This is a genomic window from Comamonas sp. DB36, from assembly GCF_057914905.1.
In genome coordinates this window covers 1,634,847-1,650,164 of sequence record NZ_CP196631.1, presented here as the reverse complement: position 1 = coordinate 1,650,164, position 15,318 = coordinate 1,634,847, and the positions used below count along the sequence as shown (strand labels likewise).

General features: G+C 67.2%; 18 protein-coding genes and 1 riboswitch. Of the genes, 5 read left to right on the top strand and 13 right to left on the bottom strand.

All coding sequences use genetic code 11. The features are described from left to right. Nucleotides 1–8: 8 nt before the first annotated feature. From ACSVDO_RS07865 to ACSVDO_RS07840, 6 genes are all read right to left on the bottom strand, one after another. Nucleotides 9–1,031 (bottom strand): LLM class flavin-dependent oxidoreductase, encoded by a 1,023-nt coding sequence (locus tag ACSVDO_RS07865; protein ID WP_489595726.1) that lies wholly within the window; start codon nt 1,029–1,031, stop codon nt 9–11. Further along, on the bottom strand, nt 1,028–1,786 hold the full coding sequence (locus ACSVDO_RS07860) for an ABC transporter ATP-binding protein (protein ID WP_489595724.1): 759 nt from the start codon (nt 1,784–1,786) through the stop codon (nt 1,028–1,030). The genes ACSVDO_RS07865 and ACSVDO_RS07860 overlap by 4 nt, the downstream gene beginning before the upstream one ends. Continuing rightward, the gene (locus ACSVDO_RS07855; protein WP_489595722.1) at nt 1,783–2,790 is read right to left on the bottom strand and encodes a FecCD family ABC transporter permease; all 1,008 of its coding nucleotides are present in this window, start codon (nt 2,788–2,790) and stop codon (nt 1,783–1,785) included. Before ACSVDO_RS07855 ends, ACSVDO_RS07860 begins: the two co-directional genes overlap by 4 nt. Continuing rightward, the gene (locus ACSVDO_RS07850; RefSeq protein WP_489595720.1) at nt 2,787–3,707 is read right to left on the bottom strand and encodes an ABC transporter substrate-binding protein; all 921 of its coding nucleotides are present in this window, start codon (nt 3,705–3,707) and stop codon (nt 2,787–2,789) included. The genes ACSVDO_RS07855 and ACSVDO_RS07850 overlap by 4 nt, the downstream gene beginning before the upstream one ends. Before the next feature lie 2 nt (nt 3,708–3,709). Next, nucleotides 3,710–5,869 (bottom strand): TonB-dependent receptor, encoded by a 2,160-nt coding sequence (locus tag ACSVDO_RS07845; RefSeq protein ID WP_489595718.1) that lies wholly within the window; start codon nt 5,867–5,869, stop codon nt 3,710–3,712. A 212-nt stretch (nt 5,870–6,081) separates the two neighbouring features. After that, a riboswitch (cobalamin riboswitch) is annotated at nt 6,082–6,322 on the bottom strand. A gap of 32 nt (nt 6,323–6,354) precedes the next feature. After that, nucleotides 6,355–6,564, bottom strand: coding sequence for a hypothetical protein (locus tag ACSVDO_RS07840; RefSeq protein WP_489595716.1), 210 nt, complete (start codon nt 6,562–6,564; stop codon nt 6,355–6,357). Between the two features lie 17 nt (nt 6,565–6,581). Here ACSVDO_RS07840 and ACSVDO_RS07835 point away from each other — a divergent pair, with 17 nt between their 5' ends. Both ACSVDO_RS07835 and ACSVDO_RS07830 read left to right on the top strand, forming a co-directional pair. Beyond that, on the top strand, nt 6,582–7,370 hold the full coding sequence (locus ACSVDO_RS07835; RefSeq protein WP_332534328.1) for a MetQ/NlpA family ABC transporter substrate-binding protein: 789 nt from the start codon (nt 6,582–6,584) through the stop codon (nt 7,368–7,370). Nucleotides 7,371–7,557: 187 nt separating this feature from the next. Next, complete coding sequence (locus ACSVDO_RS07830) at nt 7,558–7,878, top strand: hypothetical protein (RefSeq protein WP_332534330.1); 321 nt, start codon at nt 7,558–7,560, stop codon at nt 7,876–7,878. 9 nt (nt 7,879–7,887) lie between these two features. Here the strand turns inward: ACSVDO_RS07830 and ACSVDO_RS07825 are convergent, their stop codons facing one another. Continuing rightward, entirely contained in the window at nt 7,888–8,526 is a 639-nt protein-coding gene (locus ACSVDO_RS07825) for a LysE/ArgO family amino acid transporter (protein ID WP_332534332.1), read from the bottom strand. 69 nt (nt 8,527–8,595) lie between these two features. On the opposite strand from ACSVDO_RS07825, the gene ACSVDO_RS07820 reads away from it, so the two are divergent. Then, entirely contained in the window at nt 8,596–9,549 is a 954-nt protein-coding gene (locus ACSVDO_RS07820) for an HTH-type transcriptional regulator ArgP (RefSeq protein ID WP_489595714.1), read from the top strand. 11 nt (nt 9,550–9,560) lie between these two features. Here the strand turns inward: ACSVDO_RS07820 and ACSVDO_RS07815 are convergent, their stop codons facing one another. Continuing rightward, entirely contained in the window at nt 9,561–10,052 is a 492-nt protein-coding gene (locus ACSVDO_RS07815; protein WP_332534335.1) for a hypothetical protein, read from the bottom strand. 298 nt (nt 10,053–10,350) lie between these two features. Between ACSVDO_RS07815 and ACSVDO_RS07810 the strand changes: the two genes are divergently transcribed. Then, a complete protein-coding gene (locus ACSVDO_RS07810) occupies nt 10,351–10,494 on the top strand; it encodes a DUF3149 domain-containing protein (protein WP_332534337.1) in 144 nt (47 codons plus the stop codon). A 65-nt stretch (nt 10,495–10,559) separates the two neighbouring features. On the opposite strand, the gene ACSVDO_RS07805 is transcribed toward ACSVDO_RS07810, so the two are convergent. Continuing rightward, nucleotides 10,560–10,784 (bottom strand): SlyX family protein, encoded by a 225-nt coding sequence (locus ACSVDO_RS07805; RefSeq protein WP_332534338.1) that lies wholly within the window; start codon nt 10,782–10,784, stop codon nt 10,560–10,562. Nucleotides 10,785–10,786: 2 nt separating this feature from the next. Continuing rightward, the gene (locus tag ACSVDO_RS07800; protein WP_489595711.1) at nt 10,787–11,983 is read right to left on the bottom strand and encodes an aminotransferase-like domain-containing protein; all 1,197 of its coding nucleotides are present in this window, start codon (nt 11,981–11,983) and stop codon (nt 10,787–10,789) included. Nucleotides 11,984–12,156: 173 nt separating this feature from the next. On the opposite strand from ACSVDO_RS07800, the gene nth reads away from it, so the two are divergent. Further along, on the top strand, nt 12,157–12,795 hold the full coding sequence (nth, locus tag ACSVDO_RS07795) for an endonuclease III (RefSeq protein ID WP_489596359.1): 639 nt from the start codon (nt 12,157–12,159) through the stop codon (nt 12,793–12,795). A gap of 9 nt (nt 12,796–12,804) precedes the next feature. On the opposite strand, the gene cobT is transcribed toward nth, so the two are convergent. From cobT to ACSVDO_RS07780, 3 genes are all read right to left on the bottom strand, one after another. Next, on the bottom strand, nt 12,805–13,878 hold the full coding sequence (gene cobT, locus ACSVDO_RS07790; protein ID WP_332534341.1) for a nicotinate-nucleotide--dimethylbenzimidazole phosphoribosyltransferase: 1,074 nt from the start codon (nt 13,876–13,878) through the stop codon (nt 12,805–12,807). Between the two features lie 152 nt (nt 13,879–14,030). Next, nucleotides 14,031–14,525, bottom strand: a complete 495-nt coding sequence (locus ACSVDO_RS07785; RefSeq protein ID WP_332534342.1) for a hypothetical protein — start codon at nt 14,523–14,525, stop codon at nt 14,031–14,033. Nucleotides 14,526–14,779: 254 nt separating this feature from the next. After that, nucleotides 14,780–15,166 carry a hypothetical protein gene (locus tag ACSVDO_RS07780; protein WP_489595708.1) on the bottom strand — a complete coding sequence of 129 codons (387 nt, stop codon included), beginning with the start codon at nt 15,164–15,166 and terminating at the stop codon, nt 14,780–14,782. Nucleotides 15,167–15,318 lie beyond the last annotated feature (152 nt).

Genomic DNA, 15,318 nt, shown 5'->3' with positions numbered 1-15,318 from the left:
CGGGATTGTCAGGCATCCACGGGCTCCGACCGATGCAATGCGGGCAGCACTTCCTGCGCAAACAACTGCATCGCGGCCAGCGCCGCGTCGTTGCTCCACAGGCCGTTGGCATTGAAGATGCAGCGCAGGCTGCGCAGCCCCAAGCGTTCGCGCAGCGCCAGGATCTGCGCATGGCATTGCTCTGGCGTGCCATGGATGAACTGCTCGCGCAGCACCTTGGCCTGGTCTACGGGCGGCACATCGGCCGCGGCCACGCCGCGCCTGGCGGCAAAGTAGACGCGGCGCGCGTAGAGCTTTTCCCAGAGGCCTTCGAGCTGTTGCTGTACCTGGGCGGCATTGGCGCCAATGCAGACATAGCGCGCCAGCGACGAACGCGCCAGCAGCGGCCTGGCGTCGCGCACCTGGCGCTGCGCGCAATGCGCCAGGCGCTCGAGCTGCGTGGTCTCGGGCGGCTCCAGGCTCAGCAGCAAAGGCAGGTCCTCGGCCAGCGCAAAGCCCAGCGTTTCCTCGGTCGATCCAGCGACGTAGATCGGCGGGTGCGGACGCTGCAGCGGCAGCGGCGCCAATTTGCGCGGCGCGAAATTCCAGGGGCCGCCGTCCGCGGCCACGGTGTCGCCGCGCAAGGCATTGCGCAGAATGCGCGCGCCGCATTCAAAGCGTTGGCGCGTACTCTCGGCGTCGATTTCCAGCGCGGCCAGCGACGCCGGCTCGGTGCCGCGGCCGATTCCCACGTCGATGCGCCCGCCGCTCTGGAAGTCAAGCTGGGCGATTTCCTCGGCCAGCATCATCGGGTGGTGCAAGGGCAGCACCAGCACCGCCGTGCCCACGCGCAGGCGCTCGGTGCGCGCCAGCAGGGCCGCAGCCAGCAGCAGCGGCGACGGGTATTGCCAGTCGCTTTGCGGCACGCGGAATTCGCTGAACCAGGCGCCGTCATAGCCCCAGCGATCGGCGCTTTCGAAAATCGCGCGGAATGCCTGGTGGTCGCCTGCCATGGCCTCGCGTGTCCATCCTGCAATATCAATGCGCATCATGGCTTGTCCTTCCAAGTGAGGCTGCGCGCGCGCAGCAAGGTATTTGGCGCCACCGCGATGCGCTCGAAATGCACGCCAAACACCGCGTCAAGTTGCGGCGCGTGCAGCAACTGCGCCGGCGCGCCGTCCATGGCCACGCGGCCCGCATGCAGCACGACCACGCGATCGAAGCACTCGAAAGCCAGATCGAGGTCGTGCATCACGACCACCACCAGCCGCTCGCGCCCGCGCCGCGCCAGCGCCTGCACCAGCGCCAGCCGGTGCTGCACATCGAGCGCCGCGCCGGGCTCGTCGGCCAGCAGCACCGGCGGATCGGTGGCCAGCACTGCGGCCAGCATGCCGCGCGCGCGCTCGCCGCCCGACAGCGTGCTCCAGCGGCGCTCGCCCAGCGCTTGCAGATCGGCCTCGGCCAACACCTGCGCGGCCCGCGCGGGATCGGCCAGGCGCATCTGCACCAGGTCCAGCAGCGTCACATCCCAATGCGGCTCGAAGCGCTGCGGCATATAGCCCAGGCGCTGGGCGCGCGCGCGCACATCGAGGGCCTTGAGCGGCCGGCCCTGCAAAGTGACGCCGCCGCTATCGGGCGCGAGCTGCCCGGCCAGCACCTGCAGCAGCGTGGACTTGCCCGCGCCATTGGGCCCGACCAGGGCCACGGCGCCGCGCTGCGGCAGGTCCAGGCACACATCGTCAAGCAGCGCCCGGCCCTGCCGGGACAGATGCAGATGGGCGGCGCACAGCATTGCGGCGTCGTTCATGCGCGCCCTCCATAGGCGCGCAGCCGGCGAGCCAGCAGCACGATGAAGAACGGCCCGCCCGCCACGGCGGTGATCAGGCCCAGCGGCACTTCGGCCGGCGGCAGCACGCTGCGCGCAATCGCATCGGCCACGGTCACGACCAGCGCGCCGGCGAGCGCGCTCGCGGGCAGCACCCAGCGGTGGCGCGGCCCCACCCACCAGCGCGCGATATGCGGCGCGGCCAGGCCGACAAAGGCCACCAGCCCGCCATAGGCCACGGCCGCGGCAACGACCAGCGAGCCCAGCAGCACGGCGCGCGGCACGAAGCGCGCGACATCGAGGCCGAACGACTGCGCCGTGGCGTCGCCCAGGCCCAGCAGATCGAGTCCGCGCGCCAGCGTCTGCGTGGCAAGAAGACAGGCCAGCGTGATCAGCGCGAGCCAGCCCAGTCCGCTCCAGGTCGGCGTCTGAATGCCGCCCAGCACCCAGCTCATCACCACCTGCAGGCTCACGGTCTCGTCGGACAGCGCCAGCATCAGGAACGAACGGATCGCGCCGAGCATCGCGGCCATCGCCACGCCCGCCAGCAGCATGCCCGAGGCATCCAGGGCACCGGCCACGCGCGCCACGCCCAGCACCAGAATCGTCGCGCCCCAGGCGCCGGCAAAGGCCAGCAGGGGCAGCAGCCAGGACTGCGGCAGGCCCAGCGGCACCAGCAAGGCAATGGTCGCGCCCAGCGCCGCGCCGCCCGAAGCGCCCAGCAGATAAGGCTCGGCCAGCGGGTTGCGGAACACGCCCTGGAACACCGCACCCGAAAGCCCCAGCAGCGCGCCCACGCAGGCCGCGGCCAGCACGCGCGGCATGCGCCACTCCCACAGCAGGCGGCTGCGCAGCGTGTCGCGCTCGGTGATCGCCTGCCAGATTTCGGCGGGTGCGGCCCATTGATGGCCCGCGCAGATGCCCAGCACCACGGCCAGCGCCAGCGCCCCAAGGGCCAGGCACCACATTTTTCCGGAGGGATTCATCCCCATCCTTTCTGCTGCGTCTGCGTGATCCAGCGCGCCAGCGTTTCAATGCCGTCGAAAGTGCGCGGACCGGGAATCAGGAATTCGGCGCGCGCCACCGTGATCGCGCGCTGCGCGCGCAGCGCGCGCATGTCGCGCCAGCCGGGGCGGCGCGCAAGATCATCGAGTCCGGACTGCGCGCCCGCGAACAGCAGCACATCGGGGTCGGCTGCCAGCGCGGCCTCGGGCGAGACCTGGGCCAGCGCGCCTACGCCGGGAATCGCATGGCGCGCGCCGGCGCGCAGCATCGCTTCATTGGTATAGGTGCCGGGCCGCGCGACCAGCAGCATGCCATTGCCCAGGCGGCCGGTGATCATCAGCGCGCGCGGCGCGGGCTGGCCCCCCACCCGCGCATTCACCTGTTCGTCCACGGCACGCAAGCGCTGCTGCAGCGACTGCACCAGCGCCGCGCCGCGCGCGCCCACGCCCGCGGCCTGCGCGACCAGGCGCACATTGCCCAGCACTTCGTCCAGGCTGCGGCTGAGCAGCACCATCACCGGCACGCCTATGCGCTCCATGGGATCGACCAGCTGGTTCGCGGCCTGGCGCGCGGGCGTGACGATCACCAGATCGGGACGCTGCGCGACCACGGCATCGACGGAGAACCCCAGGCGCCCACCGACCTTGGGCAGGCCCGCCACTTCGGGCGGAAAGCGCGTGTATTCCTCCACGCCAACGATGCGCTGCATCAGGCCCAGGGCCGCGACGAGTTCGGTGTTCGAAGAGAAGATGGTCACGATGCGCTGCGCCGGGCCGGGCAGCAGCACGTCGCGGCGCAGCGCATCGCGCAGGCGGATGGGAGCGCCAGCGCGCGCCGCTGCGCCAGGCAGCAGCGCGGCCAGCCCCAGCCCACCGAGAGCCCGCCGGCGCAGCGTCACGCTCAGAAATCCGCCTGCAGGCCGACCATCCATTCGCGGCCCGGCATCGAGGTGCCGCAGCCGCCGTTCTGGAAGATGGGATTGGCCAGGCAGGGCCGCTGATCGCGCGCGATGAAGATCGGATGGCGGTTCAGGTCGAAGATATTGTTGATGCCCGCAAACAGCTTCATGCCGCGGCTCACGCGGTATTCGCCGCGCAGGTTCCAGACCGTGAACGCGCCCTTGCGGTGAATGAAAGTGCTGCTGGGCTCGCCCTGGGGGATCAGCAGATTCTCTTCGGTGTCGTACCACATCGGACCGCGCAGCAGCGCCGTCAGCTGCGCGCTCCAGTCGCCGGGATTGCGGTCCATGCCGCGCGCCAGCCGCAGTCCGCCCGCGGCCTCGTACCGGTACATGCGCTGCACGCGGTCGGTGTTGGCCGACGCGGCCGCGCCCTTGTCCTTCATCTCGAAGTGATAGTAGCCATTGCCGAACACGCTGAGCACCGGACCGCCCAGCGACACGCCCAGCAGCTGGTTCAGATCGGCGTTGGCGCTGAGCTCCAGCCCGCGCGCGACGATGTCGGCGGCGTTGTTCGCGTAGTCGGACGTATTGGTCGTCGGGCCGCGCGACACCGTGATGATGCGGTCCGAGATCGTGTTCTGGAACAGCGCGGCATCGACTTTCCAGGCGCTGCGGCGCCAGGTGCTGCCAACTTCGATCTGGCGGCTGGCTTCGGGCTTCAGATTGGGGTTGCCGAAGCTGCGCCCGCCGCCGACCGCGGTGAAATCGGCCGACAGCTCGCTGGCCGTGGGCGCGCGAAAGCCCGTGGACGCGCCCGCGCGCAGCGACCAGGCGTCGTCGACCTTCCAGGTCGCGCCGGTCGACCAGGTGGTCTGGTCGTAGTCGCGCGCCGTGGTCAGTGCGGCCGCCACGTTGGGCGTCTGGTCGAAGCGCGTCTCGCCCCAGGTCTTGCGCACGCCGGCGCGCAGCGTCAGGCGATCGCCGAAGAAGTTCTGCGCATCTTCCAGATACAGCGCATGCGTGTGCTCGGTCTGGTTGTTGTCATAGGGCGCGACCTGGCCCGCGGGGCCGCCGGGCATGGCATTGCGCTCGCGCTCGGAGCGCAGGCGGTTCTTCTCGTAGTCGAAGCCCAGCAGCAGGTCGTTGGAATCCGACAGGCGCAGCCGCGGCTGCAGCCGCAGGCCGCTGGCGTCCAGTTTGCGGATGTTGTAGTCGCGCGCCGTTCCCGGCACGGCATTGACGCCCGACTTGATGACCGGCGAGGCCCAGTTGAATTCGTCCACGTCCTCGAAGGTGTAGAGATGGGCCAGCCAGCTCACGCGGCCGCCGGGCAAGGCGCCTTCGTAGCGCAGATCGGCCGACTGGTTGTAGCGGTTGTCGCGGCTGTGGATGTTTGCGCCCGATCCGCGGAAGCCCGCGTTGTAGATGCCGTCGGTGCGCAGCTGCATTTCGATGCGGTGCAGGTCGGCAATCTGCCAGCCCAGCGCGCCGCTCGCGCCGCGGCGCTTGTAGCTGGTGTTCTGCTGTTCGCCGCCGCCGCTGCCCGCGCTGTAGTCGTCGCGTCCGCCGGCGTTGGCGCCTATGTACCAGTCCCACTGCGCGCTCGCGCCGCTGATCTGCGTATCGGCGCGCCACAGGCCGGCGCTGCCGCCGACCACCGAGGCGCGGTTGACGCCGCCGCTGGCGCCCGTGCGCAGGATGATGTTGATCACGCCGCCCATGTTCTGGCTGCCGTAGACCACCGAGGCCGGGCCGCGCACGATTTCTATGCGCTCCACATCCGACAGGCTCAGCTTCGACAGATTGGCCGTGCCCGCGCGCCTGCCGTTGAGCAGCACCGCGACCTGGCCGCGGTAGTCGCGCCCCTGGCCGTCGGTGGCCGCGCCGCGCAGGTTCAGCGAGGTCTGCGCCGCGGTCCATTCGCTGAGGAAGCCGACCGCATGCTCGGCCAGCAGATCGGTGACCGAACGCGCCGACGAGCGCTCGATCTCGGCGCGGTCAATGGTCTGCGTGGTCGCGGCAATGCGCGCGCGGTCTTCGGGACGCGCCGTCGCGGTGACGAACACATCGCCGAGCGCGGGTTCCGCCGAAGCATGGACCATGCCCGCACCGGCTGACCAGGCCAGCAGGCACAGCGCGGCCCTGCGTTGCAGGCGCAAGCCGCAAGAAACCGGGGAAGAAGACAAAACGGCGCGGCCAGGCGCAGGCCGCGAACTACCTGAGGAATGCATGCGATGATTTCAAATCTGTGCTTCGCTCACCCGCGAAGCCCATGGATCAATACCCACCGCAGGGCACGCACAGGCAAAGAGGCCGCCGAACGCGCGCGCCCCGCCACCTCATCTGCCCTGACATGCGCACTCCCGCGGCGTCCGAAGCGATGGCAAAGGCCGGTATCCGGGCTTGCGAAACGCCGGCGTGTGCCGGCTCAGTCCTCGCCTTCCCACGCCCTGTACGGGCGCAGTGACTGCGGGTCATCGTTGGACCCGCGTGAGAACCTGAGATTTCGCCTACCGTTGCGGGGGCAGCGCAGGAATTGCCGGGCTCTGGAGCGCGGCGCACCTGCTTGTCGTTGAACCCCTGAATGGGGCACCTTCGCATCTGTGCGGGATCGGATCAGCCGATTCCCGCCTGGGCGCCATTATCAATGGAATACGCCGCCCAGAGGATTCATCGGAACGATCAGTGCGCATAGGCGCGGCGCATTGGAAAACGATAGATTTGCATAAAAAACCACATTCTTATAACCAAAATCGTTTTTTCGCTGCACATCGCGTCCACAGCGCACTAAACTAAGGCCTGCTGCGCCCCAGTTCCACCGGTTTCGGCGCTGGCGCTCATTCAACAAATTCATCCAGGAAAGCGTTCGTCATGCTGAAGAAAACCCTGTCCGCCATCGCCCTTGCCACCCTCGCATTGACCGCCCATGCCGCGGACGCGGTGCTCAAGGTTGCAGCCACGGCCGTGCCCCACGCCGAAATTCTCAACCACATCAAGCCCGCGCTGAAGAAACAGGGCATCGATCTGCAGGTGCGCGAATTCAGCGACTACGTGCAGCCCAATGCGGCCGTCGAAGACAAGCAGCTCGATGCCAACTTCTTCCAGCACCAGCCCTACCTGGACAGCTACAACAAGGACCGCAAGAGCTCGCTGGTCGCCGTGCCCAACGGCACCATCCATGTCGAGCCGTTCGGCGCCTATTCGAAGAAGCTCAAGAACATCAAGGATCTCAAGGACGGCGCCACCGTGGCCATCCCGAACGATCCGTCCAACGGCGGCCGCGCGCTGCTGCTGCTGGCCAAGCAGGGCCTGGTCACGCTCAAGGACCCCAAGAGCCTCACGCCCACGCCGCTCGATGTGGTGAACAATCCCAAGAAGCTCAAGTTCAAGGAACTCGAAGCGCCTTTGCTGCCGCGCGCGCTCGGTGATGTCGACCTGGCGCTGATCAACACCAACTACGCGATCGAAGCCAAGCTCAACCCGACCAAGGACGCGCTGTTCATCGAAGGCAAGGATTCACCCTACGCCAACATCGTCGCCGCGCGCAAGGACCGCGCCAACAGCCCCGAAATCACCAAGCTGATCCAGGCGCTGCGCAGCGAAGACGTCAAGAAGTTCCTGCAGGACAAGTACCAGGGCGCGGTCGTTCCCGCGTTCTGAGCGCCAGCGGCGGAGGGTTGCGGCTGCAGCCGGCGGCGCGAATTTCACTCGCCAAGGTCATGCGGGCGTCATAAAGATGTAAAAACTGCAACATAATTTGGGCGGGTTATGGTGAAATCCGGCCCATGACGCCGGCCGCTGCTTTCGCACGGTCGGCACCTCACTATCCACCCACCCAATTTCCGCCATGTCCGAAGATACGCTGTCCCCCACCCTTTCCATGGATCAGGCAGTGCTTGTCGGCCTGAACGAAGTCACGCGCGCCAAGACGCTGGAACTGTATGCGCGCAAGTACGGCCAGCCCGATGCCGCCTCGCCGCTGCTGCTGTTTCGCGGCGACATCGCCGAAGCCCATCAGTACGACAAAATTCGCCCGCTGTCGGCCGCGCGCGCGCTGGGCAATGTGATCGTCGTCGAGGCCCAGAGCCACAAGAATGGCACGACAGGCCACTACCAGATCCAGTGCAATCAGTGGAACCTGCTGGAAGTCCTCGCCAAGCTGGGCTGAGCGCCCAGCTCAGGCCGGCGCGGCCATGCCGCTCCAGACCCACCACGACAGCGCCAGCATCATCACGCCCGTGAGCGCGTCCAGCACGCGCCAGGGCATGGGGTGGGCAAACCAATGCTGCAGGCGCCGACCCGCGCTGGCCAGCAACATGAACCACAGCAGGCTCGCGCAGGCCGCGCCCGCGACAAACACCGCCTTGAGCGCCCCATCCTGGCGCGCGCCTATGCTGCCCACCAGCAGCACCGTGTCCAGATAGACATGGGGGTTGAGCAGCGTGATCACGGCCAGCGTGCCGACCACGCTCAGCAGTCCGCGCTGCGTCGCCTGCGCTCCCTGCAGCGCCACATCGGCCGCATAGAACACCCGCCACAGTGCGTACAGGCCGTACCCCAGCAGGAACAGCGCGCCGCCCAGCGAGAGGTAATAAGCCAGATCGGGCGCACGCCCGAGCAGCTGCGACATGCCCGCCACGCCTATGCCGATCAGCAGCACGTCGCTGAACACGCACCACGCCACGCAGGCGCGCACATGCCGGCCCTGCACGGCCTGGCGCAGCACATAGAGGTTTTGCGCGCCTATCGAGATGATCAAAGACAGGCAGACCGTAAAGCCCGCAATCCAGGAAGAAGAAATCAACGTTGTCCACATAAGGGAAATTGTCGATTCATCCGGATATTAAGTAAAATTAAATTAGTTTCAACCTATTAAGAAGAACTGATGCTCGACTACGCCGGATTGGAAGCCTTGGCCGCGGTGGTGCGCGAAGGCAGCTTCGAGCGCGCCGCGCGCAAGCTGCATATCACCCCTTCCGCGGTATCGCAGCGCATCAAGCTGCTGGAGGAACGCGTGGGCCAGGTGCTGGTGCTGCGCGGCCAGCCCTGCACGGGAACCGAAGCCGGACGGCGGCTGTGCCTGCATGTGGAGCAGGTCGCGCTGCTCGAGAACGAACTGCGCCGCACCAATCCTGCCTTGGTGTCCGAAGGCCAGTTCATGCCGCCTACGCTCAAGCTCGCGGTCAATGCCGACTCGCTGTCCTCATGGTTCATGGATGCGATGGCGGCGTTCACGCGCGAAGGCAACGAGTTGCTCGACATCAGCATCGACGACCAGGACCATACGGCCAAGCGGATCAAGGAAGGCGAAGTGATGGCCGCGGTGACCGCGACATCGACCAGCATCACGGGCTGCAATACCTGGCCGCTGGGCTCGATGCGCTATGTCGCGGCGGCGAGCCCGGCATTCATGGCACAGCATTTCGCCGCCGGCGTGACGCCCGAGTCGATTGCGCGCGCGCCCATGCTCAGCTACGACCGCAAGGATGCGCTGCAGGACAAGTGGCTGCACGCCCAGGGACTGGCCACGCGCCACGGACCGCCCAAGCATTGGCTGCCATCGGCCTATGCTTTCGTGCGTGCCGGCGAGGCAGGCGTGGGCTGGGGAATGCAGCCGCTGCTGTTGATCCAGCGCCACCTCGACGCAGGCACGCTGGTGGAAGTGCTGCCCGATACGGGTGTCGATGTGCCGCTTTACTGGGCCCATGCGCGCAATGCACAGGCCGGGCTGGAGCGATTGACGCATTGCGTGATCACGGCTGCTGCCGGTTGGCTGCAGCCCCTGCCAACGGATGGCCCAGAGTCAGGGGCTGCGGCACCGAAAAAATCAGGCGGCTGAAACCAGGGTGTTCATTCCTGCTTGTTGAACACGTAATGTTCGTTGGCACGCTCCCAGGCGGCCTTGGCCGCGGGTTCGGCTTCGTCCCAGCGCAGGCGCGAGCCATGGGGCTCGCCGTGCCAGCGGCGCGACCAGTCGTCACGTACTTCGTCCCAACGGTCGCGTCCGGCCGCGCGGCCTTCCCAGCCCGCGCGGTAGGCTGGCGCGTAATCGTCATACGTGTAATCCGAGCGGTAATACGCTTCCTTGTCGTAGGTGCTGCGCCAATACGCGTCCTCGGCCGTGGGGTTGATGGCTTCGGCCACGCTGTGGCCTGCGAGCCCGCCGGCCACAGCGCCGACCACGGCACCCACGGCAGCGCCCACCGGACCGCCCATGGCACCCGCTGCGGCGCCAGCCAGCGCACCGCCGCCCGCGCCCAGGCCCGTGCCCACCGGGTGGGCTCCGGGCTCGTCCGTGATCGGGTCGAGATTGAGGTTCTTGCGTTGTTCGGGTGTGGTCATATGTGCTCCTGCTCAAAACAAAGGGCCATCGGCGAGCGGCTGTGCGGCCGCTGCGCCTGCTGCGGCGGGTCGGCCGCTTTCGCTGTCCGCCCGCAACCCCTTGAGCTTGCCTGCACAAAGCGCCGGCGCTTGTAGGCCAAACGACGACCCACTTGCGGGCCCAGACGCAATTCACCAGTGACGCGTGCGCGCGCGTTTCATCGCGGCGCTTGATCTGGCGCAAGCGGTGCCACCGGGTTCGCGGCGATAGTCCAGCCATGGCACTGGAACAGCACCCCGGGCCCGAATGGAGCTATGCATGAAATTGTGGATCGACCTGTTTTCTACCGACTATGGCCTGATGAGCCTGATATCCATTCTGCTGATCATTGGCATGGGCATCTTCTTCCTGCGCCTGTTCCTGGGCAAGATGAAGAACATCGCGAACAAGGCGCCTGAATAGACTGGCACGCTTCGGCAGGCAGCAAAAAAGGCTTCCTCGGAAGCCTTTGCGTTGATGAATCCCTCTCAATAGTGAGGTGGCAATTCGTCGCGCAGATTGCGCCCGCCCCCGCCGCCTTCGGCCGGCACCTGCTGGCGCAGGTTGCGCACTTCGGCGATCAGCGCGTCGATCTGCTGCTGCTGACGGTAGATGGTCATGTTCAGCTGATCCAGCGTGTCCTCGACGTAGCTGGCCTTGATCTCGAGTTCGGTGATGCGGTCCTGCGCGCGCTGCGCCTGTTCATCGGCCATGCTCAACCCTGCAACGCCTGACCCAGCCGGGCCATGCCGTCCTGGATCTTGGCCACATCGGCGGTCGCGAACGACAGCCGGAAGCTCGACATATCGGGATTCTGCGCAAAGAAAGGCGCACCGGGCACGAAAGCCACGCCCTTGTCGATCGCACGCTTGGCAAGCACGTTGGCGTCCTGCAACTGGCCGCGCGCTCCCGTGAGCTTGACCCAGAGGAACAACCCGCCCTGTGGCGCGACAAAAGTCACCGCATCGCCGAGCTCCTTGCGCAGCGCAGCACCCATGGCCTGGGCGCGTTCGGCATAGACCGCGCGCACCTTGGCCAGCGTTGCGGGCATGTGGCCTGCCTTGAGGTATTGCGCCGCCGTCGCCTGCGCGAAGGTGCTGGTATTGGCATCGCTGAACTGCTTGCACATCACCGCGCGCTCGCGCAGCGCGTCGGGCGCGACCAGCCAGCCAATGCGCAGGCCGGGGCTGAGCACCTTGCTGAGGCTGCCGCAGTGGGCCAGCCAGTCGCGGCTGCCGGGAACTTCGGACGACAGCGCCAGCAGGCTGGGCGGCGGCGCGGCGTCGAAGTACAGATCGCCGTACGGATCGTCTTCGACGACCAGCGTCTGGTATTTGACCGCGAGTTCGAGCACCTTCTTGCGGCGCTCGAGACTCAGCGTCGCACCGCTGGGGTTGCCGAAGGTAGGGATCAGATAGACCATCTTGGGCTGGTGCTCGGCGATCAGTTTCTCGAGCGCATCGGTGTCCACGCCCTGGGCATCGATGGGCGCGCTGATGACTTCGGCGCCGTAGAGGCGAAAGCACTGGATGGTGGCCAGGAAGGTCGGGCCTTCGACGATCACCTTGTCTCCGGGGCTGATCATGGTCTTGCCCAGCAGATCGAGCGCCTGCTGGCTGCCGGTAGTGACCACGAAATCGGTGGGTGCGACAGCGCTCACGCCCTTGCCAGCCATGAAGGCCGCGATCTGCTCGCGCAGCGGCTGGTAGCCTTCCGTGGCGCCGTACTGCAGCGCCGCGCCTGGCTCCTCGGTCAGCGCCGCTTCGGTGGCCGCGCGTATGCCGGCGACATCAAACAGCGCGCTGTCGGGGAAACCGCCGGCAAAACTGATGATGCCGGGCTTGCCCAGCAGCTTGAAAAGTTCACGGATTGCGGAAGTCTCCACATTGTTCAGACGCTCGGCGAATTGCATAGATAGGGTCCGTTTCAGCAACAAAATTCGGGGACGGTCGCGCGCGGCCGCCAACCCCCCATTTTTCATCAAATTTGCGCCGCGCGTGCGCAATGCGCGACGCCACCTTTGAACTGGCCCCAGCGCGCGTCCACACTTTGCCCGACAATCGCCTTTTGCCCCGGGTTACCCCCATGCAGACCGCGCAGATCGTTCCCTTTTTCGCCACGCTCAAGGCGGCCAATCCCATGCCCAACACCGAGCTCGAATACACCACGGTGTTCGAGCTGCTCGCGGCCGTGCTGCTGTCGGCCCAGGCCACGGATGTGGGCGTCAACAAGGCCACGCGCAAGCTGTTTCCCGTGGCCAACACACCCCAGGCGATTCTGGACCTGGGCCTCGACGGCCTCGAGTCGTACATCAAGACCATAGGGCTGTACCACAGCAAGGCCAAACACCTGCTGGAAACCTGCCGCCGGCTGGTCGAGCGCCATGGCGGCCAGGTGCCGCGCACGCGCGAAGCGCTCGAAGACCTGCCGGGCGTGGGCCGCAAGACCGCCAACGTGGTGCTCAACGTCGCGTTCGGCGAGCCGACCATGGCCGTGGACACGCATATCTTTCGCGTCAGCAACCGCACGGGGCTGGCGCCGGGCGCCAACGTGCTGGCCGTGGAGAAGCAGCTGCTCAAGCGTGTTCCGCCCGCCTATGCGGTCGACTCCCACCACTGGCTGATACTGCTGGGGCGCTATGTCTGCCAGGCGCGCAAGCCGCGCTGCTGGGAGTGCATTGTTTCGACCTACTGCGACTACCAGCCGAAAACGCCCGCGCCCTGAAGCCCGAACTCAGGCGCTGACGGCTTCGGTCTGCTGGCCCGCGACCCCGGCCGAAGCGAAGCTCGCCATGTCGCGCAGCATCGCGCAGGCCGATTCGAGCAGCGGCCAGGCCAGTGCCGCACCCGAGCCTTCGCCCAGGCGCAACCCCCAGTCGAGCAGCGGCTCGGCGCCCAGTGCCTGCAGCACGATGGTGTGGCCAGGCTCGCCCGAACGGTGGGCAAACACGCAGCGTTCAATCACGGCGGGGCGCAGGCGGCTCGCAACCAGCACCGCGGCGGTGGTAATGAAGCCGTCGACCACGATCACGCGGCGCTCATGCGCGGCCTGCAGCACCGCGCCGACCATGGCTGCGATCTCGAAGCCGCCCATGGCGGCTAGCACGTCGAGCGGCTCCTCGACCCCGTCATGCCAGGCGAGCACTTCGCGCAGCACCTGCACCTTGCGCGCCACGCCCGCGGCATTGAGGCCCGTGCCCGCGCCCGTGACCTTGGCGACGTCGACCGCGCACAGACGCGCCAGCAGCAACGAAGCGCACGATGTATTGCCTATGCCCATTTCGCCCAGCAGCAAGGCATTGCCGGGCAGCGCCTGCACCAGCGCCGCGCCATGGCGCATCGCGGTGTCGCACTGCGCGGCGGTCATCGCATCGGTTGCCGAGCAGTCCTGCGTGCCATGCGCCACCTTGCAATGCCACAGCCGCGGCCGGCCGGCCACCACGGGGCGTTCGGCGAAATCACGCGCCACGCCGCAATCCATCACATGCAGCGCCAGGCCGTTTTGCTGCGCCAGCACACTCACCGCCGCGCCGCCGGCGAGAAAGTTCTCCACCATCTGCCAGGTGACATCGACCGGATAGGCCGAGACGCCGCGCGCCGCAAGTCCATGGTCGGCGGCAAACACCACCATCTGCGGCTGCTCGAGTCGCGGCGCCTCGGAGTGCAGGATGCCGGCCAGTCTATGCGCGGTGCGCTCGAGCAGGCCCAGCGAACCCAGTGGTTTGGTCTTGTGGTCGATCAGCGTCTGCACGCGCGCATTCCATACAGGGTCATGGATGGAAGGTATTTCAGGCAAAAAACGAGTCATCGCGCACCGGCCAGCATAAAGTCCAAAGACCGCCAGTATCGCCGGCCTGGGCGCGGCATGGGCCGGGACTGCGCATCCGCGCGCCACCGTCAGGGTCTTGCCCGGACATGAAAAAAGGCCCCGAGGGGCCTTCTATGCGCAGTGCGTTGCGATTACGGCCGCACCGGCACCTGCTCGGTGTACTCGCGCAGCACGCCGCCGTCCTTCACGCTGCCGCTGACTTCGGCGGAACGCACACGGTCGGCGCACGAGCGGCGGTCTTCGGCTTCGCGGAACACTTCGCAGCGTGCCAGCGCATTGCGCTGGTACTGGTCCATGTCCTGGCCGCGCGGCATGCGGCCGGCGCGCTCTTCGGCACGCACTGCTGCGGCTTCGTGCTCGTGCGGGTTGGAATACTTGCCGCGCTGACCATGATGGCGCTCGTCCTTGTGACCGCGGTGGTCACGCTTCATGTGGTGCGGCTTCTTGCCGTCATGCTGCGCCGCGCCCAGCGGTGGCGGCGGCGGCACGGGTGCCTGGGCGCCGGCGGGCGGCGTGGCGGCCCCTGGCGCCATGGGCGCAGGGGTCTGGGCATTGACGACGCCCAGCGCGCACACGGCGGCGGCGCACAGCGTCATTTGCAAGGAGCGGGACCAGGTGGACTTCATGGTGGTTTTCTCCAAAGTGAATCGATCGAAGAGGAGGAACTAAGCGCTTGCCTCCTCGCTACGTTTCACAGCTTGGGGCAGTTTGCGCGCCGGGCTTATAAGCCCAGCCCGCCTGCGTCTGCAGGCGCGAACCTACAACGGCGGCCCTGGGCCGCGGCGCGAAGCCCGCAAACCAGGCGCTGCGCGGCAGTGACCGGAGACAAAAAAAGGCCCCCTAAGGGGCCTTTGCGGGTTGCCGCCACGCGGGCTGGCCGTTACTTGCCGCCGGCACCGACAGGCGCCTGAGCGGGCTTGCTCACTTCAGACTCCGACTGGGACATGCCCTTGCCGCTGGCCGGTGCCGGCGACGACTGTGCCTTGCCGTCGCGCGAGCCGGCGCGCGGCGCCGGCGCCTGGGCGGGCTTCTTGGCTTCGGATTCCGACTGCGTCATTCGATGCGTGGGCGATGAATGCTGCATGCCGTCGCGCGCGCCCGGCTGCACTGCGGGCGCCTGCGCGGGCTTGCTCACTTCCGACTGCGACTGCGACATTCCGCTGGCGCCGGCGGGGGGCGGAGTCTGGGCGTTGGCGGCGCCAAAGGAACACAGGGCAGCAGCACACAGAGTCATTTGCAGCGAGCGGGACAAGGTGGTGGATTTCATGGTGTTTTTCTCCAAAGTGAAAGGACACGATCGAGAGGGTTTCCGAAGCGGAATGGCAACCTCTTGGACGCGTGCCTCAGCTTGGGGCCGTACATTTTGCAACCCTATCAGTCCATCCCGCCTGCGAGCGCAGGCCCCGACCTACAGCCTGC

Bases quoted from the DNA above. Each gene is read 5' to 3' on its own strand.
- ACSVDO_RS07865 (WP_489595726.1), bottom strand. From the start codon at position 1,031: ATGATGCGCATTGATATTGCAGGATGGACACGCGAGGCCATGGCAGGC.
- ACSVDO_RS07860 (WP_489595724.1), bottom strand. From the start codon at position 1,786: ATGAACGACGCCGCAATGCTGTGCGCCGCCCATCTGCATCTGTCCCGG.
- ACSVDO_RS07855 (WP_489595722.1), bottom strand. From the start codon at position 2,790: ATGAATCCCTCCGGAAAAATGTGGTGCCTGGCCCTTGGGGCGCTGGCG.
- ACSVDO_RS07840 (WP_489595716.1), bottom strand. From the start codon at position 6,564: ATGAATTTGTTGAATGAGCGCCAGCGCCGAAACCGGTGGAACTGGGGC.
- ACSVDO_RS07835 (WP_332534328.1), top strand. From the start codon at position 6,582: ATGCTGAAGAAAACCCTGTCCGCCATCGCCCTTGCCACCCTCGCATTG.
- ACSVDO_RS07830 (WP_332534330.1), top strand. From the start codon at position 7,558: ATGTCCGAAGATACGCTGTCCCCCACCCTTTCCATGGATCAGGCAGTG.
- ACSVDO_RS07825 (WP_332534332.1), bottom strand. From the start codon at position 8,526: ATGTGGACAACGTTGATTTCTTCTTCCTGGATTGCGGGCTTTACGGTC.
- ACSVDO_RS07820 (WP_489595714.1), top strand. From the start codon at position 8,596: ATGCTCGACTACGCCGGATTGGAAGCCTTGGCCGCGGTGGTGCGCGAA.
- ACSVDO_RS07815 (WP_332534335.1), bottom strand. From the start codon at position 10,052: ATGACCACACCCGAACAACGCAAGAACCTCAATCTCGACCCGATCACG.
- ACSVDO_RS07810 (WP_332534337.1), top strand. From the start codon at position 10,351: ATGAAATTGTGGATCGACCTGTTTTCTACCGACTATGGCCTGATGAGC.
- ACSVDO_RS07805 (WP_332534338.1), bottom strand. From the start codon at position 10,784: ATGGCCGATGAACAGGCGCAGCGCGCGCAGGACCGCATCACCGAACTC.
- ACSVDO_RS07800 (WP_489595711.1), bottom strand. From the start codon at position 11,983: ATGCAATTCGCCGAGCGTCTGAACAATGTGGAGACTTCCGCAATCCGT.
- nth (WP_489596359.1), top strand. From the start codon at position 12,157: ATGCAGACCGCGCAGATCGTTCCCTTTTTCGCCACGCTCAAGGCGGCC.
- cobT (WP_332534341.1), bottom strand. From the start codon at position 13,878: ATGACTCGTTTTTTGCCTGAAATACCTTCCATCCATGACCCTGTATGG.
- ACSVDO_RS07785 (WP_332534342.1), bottom strand. From the start codon at position 14,525: ATGAAGTCCACCTGGTCCCGCTCCTTGCAAATGACGCTGTGCGCCGCC.
- ACSVDO_RS07780 (WP_489595708.1), bottom strand. From the start codon at position 15,166: ATGAAATCCACCACCTTGTCCCGCTCGCTGCAAATGACTCTGTGTGCT.